The sequence below is a fragment of the Catenuloplanes indicus genome (assembly GCF_030813715.1).
GTDB lineage: Bacteria > Actinomycetota > Actinomycetes > Mycobacteriales > Micromonosporaceae > Catenuloplanes > Catenuloplanes indicus.
This window is the reverse complement of the sequence record NZ_JAUSUZ010000001.1, coordinates 815,062-831,765: the sequence shown is the minus strand read 5'-3', so window position 1 is coordinate 831,765 and position 16,704 is coordinate 815,062. Positions and strand designations below refer to the sequence as shown.

14 protein-coding genes are annotated in these 16,704 nt (G+C 72.7%); 3 read left to right on the top strand and 11 right to left on the bottom strand.

Annotated features, from left to right (window positions below; genetic code table 11):
• Nucleotides 1-38: 38 nt before the first annotated feature.
• Nucleotides 39-2,372, bottom strand: a complete 2,334-nt coding sequence (locus tag J2S42_RS03930) for a discoidin domain-containing protein (protein ID WP_307235283.1) — start codon at nucleotides 2,370-2,372, stop codon at nucleotides 39-41.
• A 121-nt stretch (nucleotides 2,373-2,493) separates the two neighbouring features.
• Entirely contained in the window at nucleotides 2,494-3,513 is a 1,020-nt protein-coding gene (locus J2S42_RS03925; RefSeq protein WP_307235281.1) for a S8 family peptidase, read from the bottom strand.
• Between the two features lie 339 nt (nucleotides 3,514-3,852).
• On the opposite strand from J2S42_RS03925, the gene J2S42_RS03920 reads away from it, so the two are divergent.
• On the top strand, nucleotides 3,853-4,389 hold the full coding sequence (locus tag J2S42_RS03920; RefSeq protein WP_307235280.1) for a hypothetical protein: 537 nt from the start codon (nucleotides 3,853-3,855) through the stop codon (nucleotides 4,387-4,389).
• Between the two features lie 257 nt (nucleotides 4,390-4,646).
• On the opposite strand, the gene J2S42_RS03915 is transcribed toward J2S42_RS03920, so the two are convergent.
• Together J2S42_RS03915 and J2S42_RS03910 are read right to left on the bottom strand one after the other, a co-directional pair.
• Complete coding sequence (locus J2S42_RS03915; RefSeq protein WP_307235278.1) at nucleotides 4,647-5,414, bottom strand: sulfite exporter TauE/SafE family protein; 768 nt, start codon at nucleotides 5,412-5,414, stop codon at nucleotides 4,647-4,649.
• Between the two features lie 158 nt (nucleotides 5,415-5,572).
• Nucleotides 5,573-6,316 (bottom strand): DUF6585 family protein, encoded by a 744-nt coding sequence (locus tag J2S42_RS03910; protein WP_307235276.1) that lies wholly within the window; start codon nucleotides 6,314-6,316, stop codon nucleotides 5,573-5,575.
• 170 nt (nucleotides 6,317-6,486) lie between these two features.
• Here J2S42_RS03910 and J2S42_RS03905 point away from each other — a divergent pair, with 170 nt between their 5' ends.
• Together J2S42_RS03905 and J2S42_RS03900 are read left to right on the top strand one after the other, a co-directional pair.
• Nucleotides 6,487-6,642 (top strand): alpha/beta fold hydrolase, encoded by a 156-nt coding sequence (locus J2S42_RS03905; RefSeq protein ID WP_307235274.1) that lies wholly within the window; start codon nucleotides 6,487-6,489, stop codon nucleotides 6,640-6,642.
• A gap of 147 nt (nucleotides 6,643-6,789) precedes the next feature.
• Entirely contained in the window at nucleotides 6,790-7,878 is a 1,089-nt protein-coding gene (locus J2S42_RS03900) for an endo-1,4-beta-xylanase (protein ID WP_307235272.1), read from the top strand.
• Nucleotides 7,879-8,092: 214 nt separating this feature from the next.
• Here the strand turns inward: J2S42_RS03900 and J2S42_RS03895 are convergent, their stop codons facing one another.
• The 7 genes from J2S42_RS03895 to J2S42_RS03865 form a co-directional block, all read right to left on the bottom strand.
• The gene (locus J2S42_RS03895; protein WP_307235271.1) at nucleotides 8,093-8,656 is read right to left on the bottom strand and encodes a TetR/AcrR family transcriptional regulator; all 564 of its coding nucleotides are present in this window, start codon (nucleotides 8,654-8,656) and stop codon (nucleotides 8,093-8,095) included.
• The gene (locus tag J2S42_RS03890; RefSeq protein ID WP_307235269.1) at nucleotides 8,653-9,333 is read right to left on the bottom strand and encodes a DsbA family oxidoreductase; all 681 of its coding nucleotides are present in this window, start codon (nucleotides 9,331-9,333) and stop codon (nucleotides 8,653-8,655) included. Before J2S42_RS03890 ends, J2S42_RS03895 begins: the two co-directional genes overlap by 4 nt.
• Entirely contained in the window at nucleotides 9,333-9,467 is a 135-nt protein-coding gene (locus J2S42_RS03885; RefSeq protein ID WP_307235267.1) for a hypothetical protein, read from the bottom strand. The genes J2S42_RS03890 and J2S42_RS03885 overlap by 1 nt, the downstream gene beginning before the upstream one ends.
• Before the next feature lie 166 nt (nucleotides 9,468-9,633).
• Entirely contained in the window at nucleotides 9,634-9,825 is a 192-nt protein-coding gene (locus tag J2S42_RS03880) for a ferredoxin (protein ID WP_307235265.1), read from the bottom strand.
• Nucleotides 9,826-9,918: 93 nt separating this feature from the next.
• On the bottom strand, nucleotides 9,919-11,235 hold the full coding sequence (locus J2S42_RS03875; protein ID WP_307235263.1) for a DUF6519 domain-containing protein: 1,317 nt from the start codon (nucleotides 11,233-11,235) through the stop codon (nucleotides 9,919-9,921).
• A 13-nt stretch (nucleotides 11,236-11,248) separates the two neighbouring features.
• Complete coding sequence (locus J2S42_RS03870) at nucleotides 11,249-13,234, bottom strand: hypothetical protein (RefSeq protein WP_307235261.1); 1,986 nt, start codon at nucleotides 13,232-13,234, stop codon at nucleotides 11,249-11,251.
• Entirely contained in the window at nucleotides 13,231-16,674 is a 3,444-nt protein-coding gene (locus J2S42_RS03865) for a putative baseplate assembly protein (protein ID WP_307235259.1), read from the bottom strand. The genes J2S42_RS03870 and J2S42_RS03865 overlap by 4 nt, the downstream gene beginning before the upstream one ends.
• Between the last annotated feature and the right edge of the window lie 30 nt (nucleotides 16,675-16,704).

The window sequence follows — 16,704 nt, the reverse complement described above, 5'->3', positions numbered from 1 at the left end:
CCGGGCCCGGCACCACGCGGTGCCGGGCCCGGTGTGGATCAGGACGTGAACAGCACGTCGTCGATCAGGAAGTTGTCGCCGACCGGCGCGGTGCCGGAGCTGGCGAACTTGTATCCGTACAGCGTGGTCGCGGTGTTCCACCTCGGCAGGCCGGACGCCACCACCTCGCCGTTGACCTCGATCGACGCGGTGTTCACGGTGGCCGTGACGACGATCGTGGACCACGCGTTCACCGGGATCGTGCCGGCCGGCGTGAGCGTCACCCAGGCGGTGCCGTTGTAGCGGGCCAGCGAGCCGTTCGCCTGCACCGCGAAGTGGTGCGCGGCGACGGACGTACCGGCGGAGTTGCGGCCGACCACGTCGAACAGGTGGCCGTGCAGCTCGATCGGCTTGATCCGGAACTCCAGGCGCTTGGTCGTGCTCGCCGGGCCGTCGAAGTTGACCTGGGAGTGCGCCTCCGGGTTCGTGTCGATGATCCGCAGCGCGGACGCACTGCTGTTGTCGGCCAGCTCCGGCGCGCGCTGCGTCTGCCAGCTCTGCACGATGCCGGTGAAGCCGCGCGGCCGGTTGTTCACCGGGTCGTTCTCGAACGAGTTGATCGCCGAGTAGAGCTCGACCTCGTTCAGGAACGCGCAGGTGTCGCCGAGGACGTCGTCGCAGCCGGTGGTCTCGTCCAGGTCGATCCGGACGAACCGGGCGTTGGTCCCGGCCGGTACCGTGAAGTACTCCATCGCCAGGTGCGTGCGGTTCGCGGCGTTCGCCACCTGGGTCCAGTTCGTCAGGTCGGACGAGACGAACACCCGGCCGGATGCCGGACGGCCGTTGCGCAGCGCCAGGCCCACCTTGGTCAGCGGGTACTGCCGGTCCAGGTTGATCGTGAACGAACCGCCGCCGTTCGCCTTGACCGCGCTCGACCAGTGCTCCGTGCTGCCGTCGAACGCGCCGTCGACGCGTGCCCGCGGGTGCCCGGTCACGCTGTCGGACAGATCGGTGCTGACCGAGATGTGCCCCTGCCGGTACTTCGTGGCCAGGTCGATCCGGCCGACGTCCGGGGTGAGCACGTCGAACCAGCGGCGCCACACCTTGGTGCGCTTGTCCACCGTGAAGTCGGTCTCCGCCGCGGTCACGCACGCCCACGTGAGCTCGCAGTTGTCGCCGATCACCACGGCCCGGTTCGCGGAGACGTAGTCGATGCCGCCGTAGCCGGTCGAGCCGTGCACCCGGTTGCCGTCGCTCGGGCAGTTACGATAGGTCAGCTGGCCGACCCAGCCGGTGCCCTCGCCGTTCGTGGAGATCGCCACCCAGTTGTCCGGGCGGCCGCCGCGCAGCACCAGCACACCGTTCGGCATGAGCTTCAGATCCGGCTGTACGGCCGTGAACGCGCCGGTCGTATCGTTGATCGGGTCGTAGCCGTACGGGAACGACACGCTCAGGTTCGCCAGCGCCGCCCAGGTCGTACCGTTGTCGGTGGACGTGGTGTAGACCGGCGTGCCGAGACCGCGGACCTGGCCGTCGGACTGCGGCACGTGGTGGCGCATGACCGCGATCAGCTTGCCGTTCGGCAACTGCGCGATGCCGGTCTCGTTGTAACCGTTGCTGGCGTTGCCGTTCGCGACGATCGACCGCCGGGTGAACGTGCGCCCGCCGTCCGTGCTCGCCATCAGCTGCACCCGGTCGCTGACGCCGTCGCTGAACGTGCCGTAGACGGTGACCAGGATCGTGCCGTCGGTCAGCTCCAGCGGCTGCCCGGCGATCCGGGTGCCGAGCGAGTTGGAGACCATGTTGAAGACCGCGTCCTCGCCGGCCCAGGTGGCACCGTCGTCGGTGGACCGGAACGCGGTGTAGGTGACCTGCAGGCCGCTGTGCTTGCCGGCCTGCGCCTTGAAGCTGTAGCCGAGCAGCACGCCGCTGCGCAGCCGCACGACGCCGCCGAGCGCGGGCGTGGCGAGCACGTCCTCCGTGTACGTGCTCGCCGGGAACGTCTGCCCGCCGTCGACGGACGTGACCTGGCCCGCGCGCGGCGTGGCGTTGGCGTCGTCCGGGGTGAGGCTGAAGTTCGCGGTCTGGCGGCGGACCGGCGTGCCGTCCGCGGCCACCGTGTCCGCGCCGATGATGTACGGAAACGCGGCCTGGGTCTGGCCGGCCGGCGTGTGGATGAACGCCTGCTCGCTCGCGCCGCCCACGTTCAGCACGTAGCCGGTGGCCGGCTGACCGGCCGCGCCGGCGGGGGTACCGTTCACGATCGAGTTGCAGGTCGGGTCGTTGGACGGCGCGGCGGCCGCGGGCGCGGGCGGCGCGACCGCGACCAGGATCGCCGCGGCGGACGCGGCGACGCTCAGGCCGGCGATGAATCGGGGTGGTCGATGGTGCACGTAAGGCCTCCAGTCGATGGGTGATCGACTGTGGACTGTAGGTGACCCAGGCGTCCGATAGGTGAATGTAGGTCGATCAACAAAATGCCCGGCCCCTGGCAGGGCCGGGCATTTCAGGACATCAGCCCACGAAGAGCAGGCGGTTCGGCGAGCCGCTGCCCGGGTTCGACACCACGTTCGGCGTCGCGTTGTTCACGACCGCCGAGTGGACGGTCGCCGGGCTCGCCGACGGGTTCGCGGACAGGTACTGCGCGGCCGTGCCGGCCACGTGCGGCGCCGAGAACGACGTGCCCGACCCGGTGTACGTGGCCGTGTTGCTCGCCGTCCACGCCGACGTGATCGACACGCCGGGCGCGAACAGGTCCAGCACGCTGCCGTAGTTCGACCAGGACGCGCGCGCGTCCGTGCTGGACGTGGCGCCGACCGTGAGCGCCTGCGTGACCCGGGCCGGTGAGGTGCTGCCCGCGTTCACGCCGCTGTTGCCGGCCGCGATCGTGTACGTGACCCCGGACGCGATCGAGTTGCGCACCGCCGTGTCCAGCGAGGTGCTCGCGCCGCCGCCGAGGCTGAGGTTCGCCACGGCCGGCTTGACCGCGTTGTTCGTCACCCAGTTCACGCCCGCGATCACACCGGCCGTGGTGCCCGAGCCGTTGTCGTCCAGCACCCGGACACCGACGATCGACGCGTTCTTCGCCACGCCGTACGAGGTGCCCGCCGCGACCGCGGCCACGAACGTGCCGTGCCCGTTGCCGTCCTGCGCCACGCCGTCCCCGTCGACCGCGTCGTAGCCGTTGCTGGCCCGGCCGCCGAAGTCCTGGTGCGCGATCCGCACGCCGGTGTCCACCACGTAGATCCGCACCCCGCCACTGGCCGGGTACGTGTACGACCGGTCCAGCGGCAGGTTTCGCTGGTCGATGCGGTCCAGGCCCCAGCTCGGCGGGTTCGCCTGGGTCGCGGCCAGCCGCACCCGCTGGTTCTGCTCGACGTAGGCGACGGCCGGGTCGGCCGCGAGCCGGCGTGCCTCGGCCGCGCTGAACCGGCCGGTCAGCCCGCGCAGCGCCCGGTCGTAGACCCGGTCGACCTCACCGCCGAACTTGCCGGCGATCCCGGCCGGCGTCGCGGTGCTGCCGTCCTTGAGCACGACGATGTAGCTGCCGGCCGCTGTGATCGTCCAAGAAGCAACCTGTTGCGCCGGTTACGAAACAAGCGTCGCCGGCCGCCATCCGGGACTTCCGCCCCTGTCCGGCCGGTCCCGTCCCGGCCAGTCTGGGAGGCGGGGCACCGGGAGGCCGATCATGACAGTGATGAACGTGGACGAACGGTGCGTGGTCGACCCCGGGCGGCCGTGCGGCGCATGCAGCGCGCCGGGCCCGGACCTCTGCCCGTACCGGTACCTGCTGGACGACGACGAGCTGCCGCTTCCCGGCGAGCGGCCCGTGGTTGCTACCGTGCGGCGCACGGCCGACGGGGGGCTTGGTGCATGCTCACGGAACACGTCCGCGACGCGGCGATGACCGCTGTCATCTTCGGGTTCTTCAGCACCATGTGGTTCGGGTGGGCGCAGGAGAAGCCGCCGCTCACCTGGCGCCGGCCGCTGATCGGCGGCGCCGCGCTCGGCACGCTCACGCTCGCGGCCGGGCTCGCGGTCGCGCTGCTGAACTGGTCCGGCGGGACCGCGTTCGACGCGGACACCAGCCGGACGTTCGGGATCGTGGTCGGCATCGAATGCGCGGCGATGGGTCTCGGCGGTGGCCTGCTGGCCGCGCTGAAACGGACCGACTGGATCTCGGCCTGGATCGCTTTCGTGGTCGGCGCCCACCTCTTCCCGGTTGCCGCGATCCTCGACCACCCGCTGATCCACGTGGCGGCGGCCCTGGTCACACTGGTCTCGCTGGCCGGCGTGCCGATCGCACGGGCCCGCTCGCTGACCCCGAGCGCCCTGATCGGCACCGCCTCCGGCATCTCCCTGCTCATGGTCGCGCTCACCTCCCTGCTGCTCGCGCTCACCGCGTACTGAATCGGTTCTCGGACGCGAACCGCGGCTCCGGCGCCCCTCGTCTCTTACCCGAGCCCGCTTGCGTGGCCGAGCTGTCCGGCTTCGCGAGGATCGATTCCTGCGATGCTATGAATTGTGTTTTTGGCTGCGGTTTCCGGGCTGTGGAGTCCGTGATCGGGATGCGCCGGGACGTGTGCCGGACCGGCCACCGGCGGCGGAGGTGCGGCGCACGGTGGCGGACGCGGTGCTGCGGGTGGTGAGCTGACCGGCCGTGGGGTTCACACCAGCAGCAGGATCGCGGCGACGGAGGTCAGCACGAGCGTCACGTCGCCGAAGAGCCGCAGCGAGATCCGGCGCGCGACCAGCGAACCGGCGGCCGCACCCGCCAGCAGCGCCGGTACCAGCAGCAGATCCATCAGCAGCGCGTCCGTGCTGAACAGCCGCAGGCCCGCGCTGAACGGCACCTTCGCCACGTTGACCAGCAGGAAGTACCAGGCGCCGGTGCCGAGCAGCTGCATCACGGTCCGCCCGGACAGCAGCAGGTACAGCGTCATCACCGGCCCGGCCGCGTTCGCCGTCATCGTCGCGAACCCCGCCACCGTCCCGATCCCGGCCGCCTCCAGCCGCCGCCGCCACGCCGGCCTGTTCTCCGGTGCGCGCTCCGCGGCTGTGGCCGCCTCGCGCCGCCGCCGGGACGACCACAGCTGCAGCGCCACCATCACCAGCAGGATCACCGCGATCGACCGCCGCATCACGGTCTCGTCGACGACGTGCACGAACCACGCGCCGAGCACCAGCCCGGGCACCACCGCGGGCAGCAGCCGGGCCAGTAGGCGCCAGTCCGCGTGCTTGCGGTACAGCGCCACCGCCAGCACGTCACCCACGATCAGCAGCACCAGGATCGCGGCCGTCGACTCCTTGGCCGGCAGCACCGTCGCGAACGCGGCCACCGCCACACCGGCGACCCCACCGACCCCCGTCTTCGCGAACCCGATCAGGCACGCCGCCCCCGCGAGCAGCACCCACTCGAACGCGGTCAGCTCCACCGGCGCCCCCGCCTTCAGAGATCAAAATCTGATCTTCCCACTTCCGGCGTGGTCGCGTCCCGAGTGCTCCCGCGGGCACCGGTCCCGCCGCTGGTCACCGAGAACCCGCGGGCACCGTCCCCCGGCTGCGGTCGATCCCGGGAACACGGGAAGGCGCCTCAGGTGCTGGCGCGTGCCCGCTCTCCGGCCAGCGAGGCCAGTGCGCGCACGTCCGGGATCGTGGCCACCGGCAGCCGCTTCCAGATCCGGCGTGGCGTCCGCCGGTAGATCCCGGCGTACTCGCGACCGTGACCGACGCTGTCGATCTCCCGCCAGCGCAGCGTCTCGCCGCTGACGGTCAGCCCGTCCGGGCCGGCCTCGATCGGGCCGAACCGTACCGTCTCCCCGCGGTTCAGCGCGGCCCGCGCGCGATCCAGCGCGGCTGCGGCGATCCCGGTTGCGACCCCCTCGAAGTGCCGGGGCAGTGGAATCTCCACCAGCCCGTGGTACGAGCGCAGCAGATACGTGTACGACCAGCCGCCGCTGCCCTGCGCGCCGGCCTGGTAGGACGGGCGCTCCACGTACTCGACGTCGTTCCACGCCCAGGCGGTGGTCTCGCCGCGGTGGTCGCGCACCAGGCCACCGGCGAACACGTAGAAGTGCGGACGGTCCCGCCGCCGGCCGGCCGGCACCTCCCGCGCCACGGCCCGGGCCAGCAGCGCGATCGCGAGCAGGCCGAACCAGTACCACGCGGCCGGCTCGTCGGTCAGCAGCGCGAACAGCGCGAGGAACAGCCCGCAGAACAGCAGGCCGGCGACCGTCGCGCCGATCCCGGCCACCGGCCCGTCCGGCGCGTGCACCTCGCGCACCGCACCGAAGCCGCCGGTGTCCGCCGCCCGCGCCACCGCCTCGGGAACGACCATACCCTCACGGTATCGACGCCCGGCAACACGCGGACGCCGCCGCGGTCGTCATGAGCGCAGCACCGCCGTCGAAGCGGGGACAGTGGCCGGTCCCGTAAGGTCGCAGGGTGCTCGTTCGGTGGGATGATCGCCCGGCACGTCGCGCACGAGCTGCGCGGCGGGACCACGTCGTGGGGTACGCCGACGCCTGGAACCGGGTCGAGCACTACCCGCGCGCGTCGTTCGTCGCGCTGGACGCGGCCGGGCACAACCTGATGTTCGAGAAGCGGGACCTGTGCGCGTCCCTCGTCGCCGACTGGCTGGCCAGGATCCGTCGCGACGGATAGTCATCCCGTACCGAAAGTTTCGGTCTCTTTTCGGCAGATTCCACATATCGCAGGCAGCTCGCATTGACGTTGTTCGCTGCGTTGCCTAGCGTGCGAGGCGGTCGCGTTCGCCAGAGAGTTCCGGAACTTCGGTAGGGAGGAGTCTCGATGAAAGGTAACCGTGTCGCCGTGGCCGTGCTGGCGGTCGTGGTGCTTGTCGGGGGCGGGGCGGTACCGGCGCAGGCGGGTGGTGGCCGGGACGGCACGCTGCGCAAGGCGGCACCGCACGGGCTGCGGATCGGCACCGCGGTGGCCGGCGGCGGGCACCATCTGGAGCAGGAGTACCCGGACCCGTTCACGGCCGACCGGCCGTACCGGCGGGTGCTGGCCCGGGAGTTCAGCTCGGCCAGCCCGGAGAACCAGATGAAGTGGGAGTTCATCCACCCCGGACGGTACGAGTACCGGTTCGGGCCGGCGGACGCGATCGTGCGGTTCGCGCGGGAGAACGGGCAGGCGGTGCGTGGGCACACACTGCTCTGGCACAGCCAGAACCCGGCGTGGCTGACCGAGGGTACGTTCAGCAAGGCGGAGCTGCGGGCGATCCTGAAGGACCACATCATGACCGTGGCCGGACGCTACCGCGGGAAGATCCACCAGTGGGACGTGGCCAACGAGATCTTCGATGACACCGGCGCGTACCGGCAGGAGAACATCTTCATCCGGGAACTCGGGCCGGGCATCGTCGCGGACGCGTTCCGCTGGGCGCACCGCGCCGACCCGCACGCGCAGCTGTTCCTGAACGACTACGGCGTGGACTGGCCGGGTGCGAAGGTGGACGCGTACGAGGCGCTGGCCCGGCAGTTGCTCGCGGACGGCGTACCGCTGCACGGTTTTGCCTCTCAGGCGCATCTCAGCATGAGGTACCCGGCGCCGGATCAGCTCCGGACCGTGCTCCAGCGTTTCGACGATCTGGGTCTGCACACCGCGATCACCGAGCTGGACGTGCGGATGGACCTGCCCGAGGGCGGGGTGCCGACCCCGGAGCAACTGGCCACGCAGGCGACGTACTACACGACCGCGCTGGACGCGTGCCTCGCGGTCGACGGCTGCAACTCGTTCACCATCTGGGGCTTCACGGACAAGTACTCGTGGGTCCCGCACTTCTTCCCGGCCGAGGGCGCCGCGACCGTGATGTGGGACGACTTCCGGCGCAAGCCCGCCTACTACGCGCTGCGGGACACGCTCGCCGCGGCGTGACCGTGGACAAGATGAGTGGCGACTCACTATTTTGGGTGAGTCGTCACTCACCTTACGGGGGTCTGCATGGACGCACGCGAGGTCTTCGCCCGGATGCGGCGGGAGTGATCCGGGCGCGCGGACCCGCTCACCGGCGAGCTTCTGACCGGGGCGCCGGCCACCAGCGGCTCGGCGCGATCAGCACGCCGGAGCGCCGGTGTGGCGCACCGGCACCTCAGCGGCTGGAGCGCAGGCCGCGCAGGGTGAAGTCGAGGCGGCGGCGGTAGTCGTCGCGAGTCTGGCGGTCGCAGGCCCGGATGATCGCGCCGCGCTCCAGGATCAGCTGCACCAGGTCCTCCGGCGTGATGTCCGCGCGCACCACACCGGCCGCCTGCGCGTCGGCCAGCAGCCGCCGGCCGAACGCGCAGGACCGGTCGAACAGCGTGGTCAGCGGCGCGGAGTCGGGCAGCACGCGCATCAGCACGTCGTTCGCGGCCGGTTCGTCGAACTGCAGCAGCCAGGTGCGCAGCAGGTACGCCTCGAACCGTTCCAGCGGGCCGTCGAGCGCCTCGACCGCGTCGATGATCTCGCCGATCCGCGTGGCGACCAGCTCGTCGACCACCGCGTCGATCAGGCCGCGGCGGCTGCCGAAGCGGTGGTAGATCGTTCCCTTGCTGACCCCGGCGGCCCGCGCCACGTCGTCCAGCGGCACGGTGAGCCCGCCGGCGCGGAACGCGTCGATCGCGGCCCGGCGGATGCCTTCGATGTTCCGCCGGGCGTCGGCGCGGAGCGATGTCATGCCGGGGTGGCGGCGCGGTCCTGCCAGCTCACGTCCAGCGCGTGCCGGAACGTCTCCAGTGGCTGGGCGCCGGAGACCGCGCGCTTGCTGTCGAAGACGAAGAACGGCACGCCGGTGATCCCGTACTGCCGGGCCTGCAACAGGTCCGCCTGGATCTCCTTCTCGTACCCCTTGGTCTCCAGGGTTCTGATCGCCTCGTCCCGGTCCAGGCCCAGCTCGACCGCGAGGCCGGCCAGCACGGTGTGGTCGGAGACGTCGAGGCCGTCGGTGAACTCGGCCTTGAACATCCGCTTGACGGCGTCGATCTGCCGGCCGTGCGCGCCGGCCAGGTGGATGATCCGGTGCGCGTCCATGGTGTCGGCCATCAGCGCCTTGTCGAACCGGTAGTCCAGACCGACCTGTGCGCCGCGCGAGGCGATCTGCGCGTGCGACGCGTCCAGCTGCGCCTTCGGCATGCCGAGCTTGGCCACTACGTAGTCGTCCGCGGGGACCGGCCGGGTGATGCCCGGGTGCAGCTGGAAGCTGCGGTACCGGATCCGCACGGACGAGCCGTGCGGGAACTGCTCGACCGCCTGCTCCAGGATGCCGTGGCCGAGGTAGCAGAACGGGCAGACGACGTCGCTCCAGACGTCGATGACGATCGGCTCCGCGGCCGCGCCGAACACGCTCGCGCTCATCAGGCGCACACTCCGTCCACGTCGCAGACCGCGGCGTCGTCCGCGGTCTCCAGCATGATCAGGGTCGGGGGCGCGACGGTCTCCGCGTCCTCCGTGACGTCGTCGAGAACGTCCGTCTCTGTACTTGACTGCATGGTCAAGAAGCGTGCACCCAACTTGACCACGCCGTCAAGATTGTGTGACGCGGAACCGGACCGCCCCCTGCTCGTGCGACGCGGAACCGGCAGGGAGGAGCGCCGGCGACGACCGGTGCCCGCGGGAGCACTGGGGAATCGAGCCGCCGGGAGCGGGAAGATGAATTCATCGCAGTTGAATCGCGCCCGAAGGGCAGCGGCCGGCCGCTGCCTCGACCACGCGCCGGGCGTCCTCCGGCGGTGTCTCGTCTATCACGATCACCAGGGCCTCGTCCTGGTCCTGATCGAAGATCGCCGGGGCGGTGAGCGCGCACATGCCGGTGCCGATGCAGCGGTCGCGGTCCGCGGTGACCTTCACGACCGTGCGGGAACGTGGCGGCCCCGGTGACCAGGGACGTACTCGGCCGTGTGGGCTTGCGGCAGCCGGAACGGGCGCCGCAAGCCCTGCGGGTCAGGCGCCCAGCCCTCGGCGCAGATCCTGGAACTCCCCGGCCCCCCGCACCACCGCCAGCGGCGCGTAGTGCCGGTGCACCCCGTGTGGCGGCCGCAGCAGCGGCCGCCCCGCGTCGTCGGCCGGCCACTCGACCGCCCCGGTGAGTGTCCGCGCCGGGATCAGCCAGTGATCGCCGGCCTGATAGCGGCCGTCCGGCGCGAACCACACCTGTACCCCGTCCTCCAGCCCCAGCCACCGCCCGGTCGCCAGCGGCACCGCACCCCCGTCCGTGGCGTCGTCGCTCGCCGGATGGTCCCACCGGCGAAGCACCGGATGCCGGGACGCGTCGGGCCGGAACGCGACGTCCGCGGAGAGCAGCACCCGCCGGTCCGGTACGTCCACGTCCTCGACGCGCAGCACGGCCGAGGCCACGCCGCGGAACCCGGACGCGTCGTCGGTGAGCGTGACCGCGTCCCCGACGTGCAGATCGAGTTTGTCGTCGCGGCCGAGCGCGGCCAGCGTGACCCACCGTCCGTCGATCGCGTCGACCTCGAACACGACCGACCCGTTGTCCCGGGACCAGACGAACGCGTCCGCCGCGACCACCTCGACCCGGTACAGCTGGTTCTCCTGCCCCCGGTAGCGCGATTCGGGGGAGATCACGCACGGGTCCTCGTCGCTGCCGGCCGGCCTGTCCACCCGCGCGGCGAGCCGGCCGGTCGAGCGGCGCCCGCGTACCCACTCGTCGAACCGGCCGGTCAGCTCCTCGGCCGTACCGTCCAGGTTGATGCCGGTCGCGGCCCGGACCTGCCAGACGACCCGGCTGCGCGCGGCCGTGTCCGGCATGGTCGCGCCGAGCGCGGTCTCCCGCAGCCGCGGGTCCTGCGCGGCCGTGACCAGCTCGTCCCACACGGTCAGATAGACCAGGTACGGAACGGCCTCCGGCAGCGCGTCGTCGTCGTTGTCCGGATCCAGGTAGGCCCACGGTTGTGACCAGTACGTCCACGGACCGGGCTCCGGCACCGCGCCGGAGTCCCCGACGGCGGCGAGCGGAACCGGCCGGGTGGCGTCCGCCGCGACACCGTCCACGTAGTACCGCCCACCGCCGATCGTCAGGTCCGGCGGCTCGTCGTCGCCGGTGGCGGCCGCGCCGATCGCGAACCCGGGCCCGCCGTGCGGCCCGATCAGGTCGGCCGCGAGCGTGCGCAGCAGATGCAGCCCGATCGCGGTCTGCTCGTTGAAGTCCGCGTCCAGCAGCACCCGCCCCTGCTGCAGCAGCACGGCGGAGTAGTGGTCGGCCGGGTCGAACGTGTCGCGGGTGAAGTCGCCCCTCATGCGGATGTCCCCTTCAGGTCACGTAGACGATGCCGGCGTCCGTGTCCGCCGGTGAGAACTCGGCCAGCCGCGCCGCCAGCGCGTCCGCCCGCTGTGGCTGGTACAGGTCGTGGTGCACGCCCGTCTCGGACCCGTCCTCCGCGCCGCGCGCGATCGACGGCGGGCAGTCGTGGGCGAGTTGGAGGTAGGCGGGGGTGCCGTACCGGGTGGAGGTGAAGCGCGGCCGGTCGCCGGTGCACTCGAACCGCCGCGGCGTCCGCGAACCGTCCGGCACCGCGCTGAACCGGAGGCACCCGATGCCGCGCCGGGCCACGTTCATCCGCCCGTCGAAGACCGAATTCTCGCCCAGCCGTACGGCGTGCGTGTGGATCTCCCCGATCACGGTGCTGCGCCGGGCGTGCAGGACCGCGTGTGCGTGCCGGCACTCCGGCGCGGACAGCGCCTCCCGTTCCCGGCCGGTCGCGTCCAGCACGCTGTCGGTGAGGAAGATGTCCAGCGGTTCGGTGCGCACCTCGTCCGCGATGACCAGGACCGTGCCCAGGATGCTGTGCGTGGCCTGCACGCACGCGGTCGTGTTCTCCAGCACCAGGCTGGGTTCCTCCGGATGCGCGGGCCGGCACTGCGGCTCGATCGCCCAGCCGGGCACCAGCGTGCTGTGCCGGATCGTGAGCGCGCCGAGCACGCCGGTGACGCTCACGCCGCGGCCGGTGATCAGCAGCCCGTCCAGCGTGACCCGGCCGGGCGGCCGGCCGTCGTCCGCGCACTCCTCCGGCAGCGGCCCGCGGATGTGCAGCGAGTCGGGCCGGTTGCTGTACCAGTCGAGCAGCCGCAGCACCGGGCGGGAGCCCTCGGCCGCGCGGATCTGCAGGTGGTCGCCGTGCCCGACGGTGAACTCCAGCTGCTCCTGGTAGGCGCCGCTGCCGGCGATCTCGATGATCCCCTCGGGCCCGCCGTCCGCCCGCCACCGCTGGTAGGCGTCCGTGATCCGCTGGAAGTCGGTGCCGACCCGGTAGACGCGCGGCCCGGCCGGCAGGTCCCGTGGATACTCGCCGCCGCCGATCTCGGAGACGCCGGCGTGGTGGTAGGTGACGTGCACGCCGCCGCGCGGCGCGGTCCGCGATCCGAACGCGATCCGCCCGAGTTCCGGGTCGATCACCACCTGCCCGCGCCGGGCCCGGTAGGCCCAGCCGGACAGGTCCGCGACCACCACCTGGGCCGGCGGGATCGGCTCGGGCGCGCCGTCGCGCCAGATCGCGAAGCTCTTGCCCGGGCCGTAGAAGTCGGCGAGCCGGTCCTGCAGCGCGCGCCGGCGGATGAACACCGGCACGTTGTCCGCGGTCGCGACGTGCGTGGCGGACGGCTCCGGGATCGGCTTCGCCACCAGCGGCACATCGTTGCCGAGAATGGAGAACGTGTACAGGTTCCGGGCCCGGTCGATCGAGTAGGCGGGCGCGCGCGTGATCGAGAACGGCCGTAGCCGCCAGACGAACACCGCCACGGACGGCGGCCGGAACAGCCCGGACGCGCCGGCCAGCCGGGTGTGCCCGTCGAACGCGCCGCCGAGCAGGTCGAGCGCGCCGCCGTCGCGCAGGTCCGCCGTGGCCGCCGCCCACCGGCCGGTAGGGGCACGCAGCGCCGCGGTGCCGGCGATCAGCCGGCGCAGCTCGACCGCGCGGGCCGGCCAGTGCGCGACCGCGGCCGCGATCTCCTCCAGCAGCGGCAGCGTCCCCTTGCGGCGCCGGGTCGCGACCGTGTCGGCCACGTCCCGACGGGACGCGCGCCCGGCCGCGGACCGATATCCGACGAGGTCACCGAGGTACGGTACGGCCCAGTCGTCGCACGTCTCGATGAACCAGTTGTCGTAGAGCCGGCGCAGGTCCGCCTCGGCCAGGTCGAGCTGTTCCGCGACGACCGCGAGCAGCGCGCGCAGCGGTTCGCCCGCCTCCGCGTCGCGGCGCCGGTGGACCTGCGGCAGCAGGTCGTAGAGCCGGTCGGTCACCGGGCCTCCTTCAGGATGAGCGTGTCGGGGATGCGCGGGGAGAGCAGCACCAGCTGTGCCGGCCGGATGCCGCGGAACACCGTGACGGTCTGCCCGGCGGCCACGGTCGAGCCGGTCAGGCCGGGGTTGAGCCGCTCCAGCTCGTCCGCGGACGTGCCGTACCTCGCCGCGACCGCGATCAGCGGCTCGTCCCGCACGGCCGTGTGCCGGGTCTCCTCGAAGCGGGCCGGCCGGGCCGGTACCACCGTCCGCACGCCGGCCAGCTGCGTGAACAGGTCGTCGAGGTCGGACGGGGTCAGGCTGCCGGGCACGCCGCCGAACAGGTCGACGTCCACCCAGTCCACGCCGGGCACCGACTGCGCGGCCGCGATCACCTCGGACAGGTACGCCGGCTGGGCCAGCTCGCGCCGGTCGAAGCCGAGCCGGTCCAGCAGCGCGGCCCGCACGGCCGGTTCGACCACCTCCCACGCGTGATCCGGGTGCACCCGCACGCGCGCGGCGATGACCAGCAGCACCGGTTCCCGCGCGTCGACCCGGACCGGCAGCTGCGGGTCGCCATAGGTGGCCAGCGACACGCGCAACGGGCGCAGATCGCCGACCGGCACGTCGTCCACGCCGGCCACGGTGACGTGCACGACCTCCCGGGAGCCGGTGCGGATCCGGCGGGCCGCGGCCCGGCCGATACCGGCCCGGGCGCGCGCGAAGTCCTCGTAGTCCGCGACCGAGACCAGCCGGTCCAGGGCGGTCACCGACAGCGGAATGTTGCGCCGCGCCTGGCCGGGACCGTCCGGATCGGCGCCGCCGGTGGCCGGCACCGGGTTCGTCACCGTGGAGACCCACAGCGGCCGGGTGAGCAGTTGCGTGATCCGGCCGGAGCCGGTGTTGCCGTCCCGGCCGATGCCGACCCGGTACACCGCGCGCACGTTCTGGTATCCGGTCGGCAGCCGGGCGCCGTGCACGCCGTCGCCGAACGTGACGATCGTCCGGTCCTCGTCGTCCGTGCGCGTGGTGTAGACGCGCTCGTCCGGGCCGCGTCCGGCCAGGCTGTCCACCTCGTGCCAGCGCACGCCGTCGACCCGGACCACCAGCGTGCTGGACGCGCCGAGCGGCGTGTCCGAGGCCAGCCAGGTCAGCGGGCCCTGGAACAGCCGGAAGGACTGGTTGGCCAGACTCGCGTCGCCGCTGCCGATCGGTTCGTCGCGGGACGCGCCGTGCGACGCCGGCACCACGTTGGCCAGCAGCCGTACCGTGTCCCGTTTGTAGGTGTAGGACAGCGGCGCGGCCAGCGTCAGGAACGTGTGCACGGTCTCGCCGGGCCGGTCCGGGTCGACGTGCTGGCGCACCGCGGCGATCATCGACAGCTCGGTGCCGGGCACGCCGGGCGTCTCCGGCAGGTCGGTGCGCTCGCCGGTGACCACCAGCCGCCGCCCCGGGGCCAGCCCTTCGTAGAGCCGGTCCAGCTCGATCTCCCGGCCGGTGACGTCGTCGGTGACCGGTTCGGTGGCCGGGGTGAGCGCGTCGCCGCGCGCGTAGACCGTGGTGTCCCGGATCTGCGCGAGCTGGGTGTCCGTCTCGTCCAGCCAGTCGTCCGCCAGCACCAGCTCGGTGACCTTGCCGGTGATGCCGAAGTCCGCGCGGGACACCACGCGGGACGAGATCACACGCGTGACCACCATGGACAGTGCGTGGCCGGGCCGCTGCACGACCACCCACGACTCCGGGCCGATGCCCTCGTGGACCGCGTCCAGCGCGAGCACGTTCCGGGAGTCGAGTGCGAGCGCGGCGGAGAGCGCGAACCGGACCGTCTGCGCGGTCCGGGTGATCTCCAGGCGCAGCCCGCCCGCGTCCGCGGTGACGGTCCGGCCGGGCTCCACCGTGTGCGTGACGCCGCCGATCCGGACCTGTACCGCGTCGCCCTCGATCGGCCGGGAGACGAACACCTCGCGGCCGAGCAGCGCGTCGTCGAACGTGAACGTCACGCCGGCCGGCGGACCCTCGATGTCCGGCGCCTGCACCGCGATCGTGACCGTGCCGGGACCGAGCTGCACCGGGTTGACCGGGCCGCTCTCCGGCAGCGTGACCTCGGCCGGCACGGTGCTGTCCGACTCGGTCCAGCTCAGGAGCGCGCGTTCCGGGCGGCCGTCCCCGCGGTAGGTGACGGTCGCGCCGGCGGTCTGGCTGCCGCGCAACGGCCAGTCCACGTAGCGCACCACCCGGCCGTCCTCGCCGAACTCCGGTTGCAGCGGCGCGGTCGCCCCGAACGGCGTCGCCACCGTGCGCATCACCCGGATCCCGTGCAGCGCGGGCGGCGCGGCCAGGTCGATGCGCCGCCATGCCGGGTAGAGCGTCTCCGCGAGCCGCGGGTCGAGTGCGGCCAGCAGCTGCACGCCCAGGTCCGACCCCGGCCCGAACAGTGCCGCCGGATCACGATCAAGGGCAAAGGACCCGGCCGGGGGTACGGCGGGGGAGCGCCGTAGTCCGGCCAGGAGCGCACCGAGGCCGTCGGTGGCCGGGTTCGTGGCCTCGCCGAGCCGCAGCGCCTCGGTCAGCGTGGTCGCGTTCGGCGCCTGCCGGGCCCGCCGCCGCAGCTCGTGCAGCCGGGGCCGGAGCCAGCCGGTGAGCCAGCCGTGGATGTTCGGGTACGGCTGGGCCGCGCTGAGCGGCAGCGCCGCGAGCGCGGCGCTCAGGCCGAGATGCAGGTCGTCGCCGTCCGCCGCGGGTTGCAGCGTCTCCGTCACGTACCCTCGGATGATCTTGCTCCGGGCGAACATCCGGTCGTTCTCCCGCGCCTCGGCGATCAGCGCGCGCAGCTCGGCCCGCAGGTCCGGCGCCGGTGGCCGCTCCAGGCCGACGATCGTGACGTCGGCCCGCGGGTCGACCGTCACGTCCCGGACCACGAGCAGCACCCGCAGGTCGTTGAACGACCAGCGGGCCGGCAGATCCTCCGCGGTCTCGAACGGCTGCGGCTGCTCGCCCTGCTCCGGCACGCTCTGCGCGCGCGCCCCGGCCGGGATGGTGACCGCGGAGTCCGCGTCCGTGCGCGCGTCCCGGTCCAGGGTGTAGGCCAGCACGGTCCCGGCCGCGATGCCGGGCCGCGGCAGGTGCCCGACCAGCCGGCCGAGCAGCCGCAGCGACCGCGGGTCGGTGGCGGTGCGCAGGTAGCCCTCGTGCGCGATCCGCTCGGAGTAGAACGTGAGGATGTCGCCGAGCACCGCGGCCGCGTCGAGCAGCGCGATCGCCGGGTCGTCGGTGTCCCGCACGGTCAGCGCGTGCAGCGCCGGGTATGCCGGGCCGGACAGCCGCCGCAGCATGGTGGCGAGGAACGCCGCGTACGTGCCGGTGCGGTAGGCGATCGTGGACCGGCCGGGTGGCCCGCCGCTCGGCAGCGGAGTGGCGATCGGGTCGTCGCCGCATCCGCATCCGGCTGCCGTGCAGGTCATCGTGCACCTCCGGGGACATGACGGCCGGCG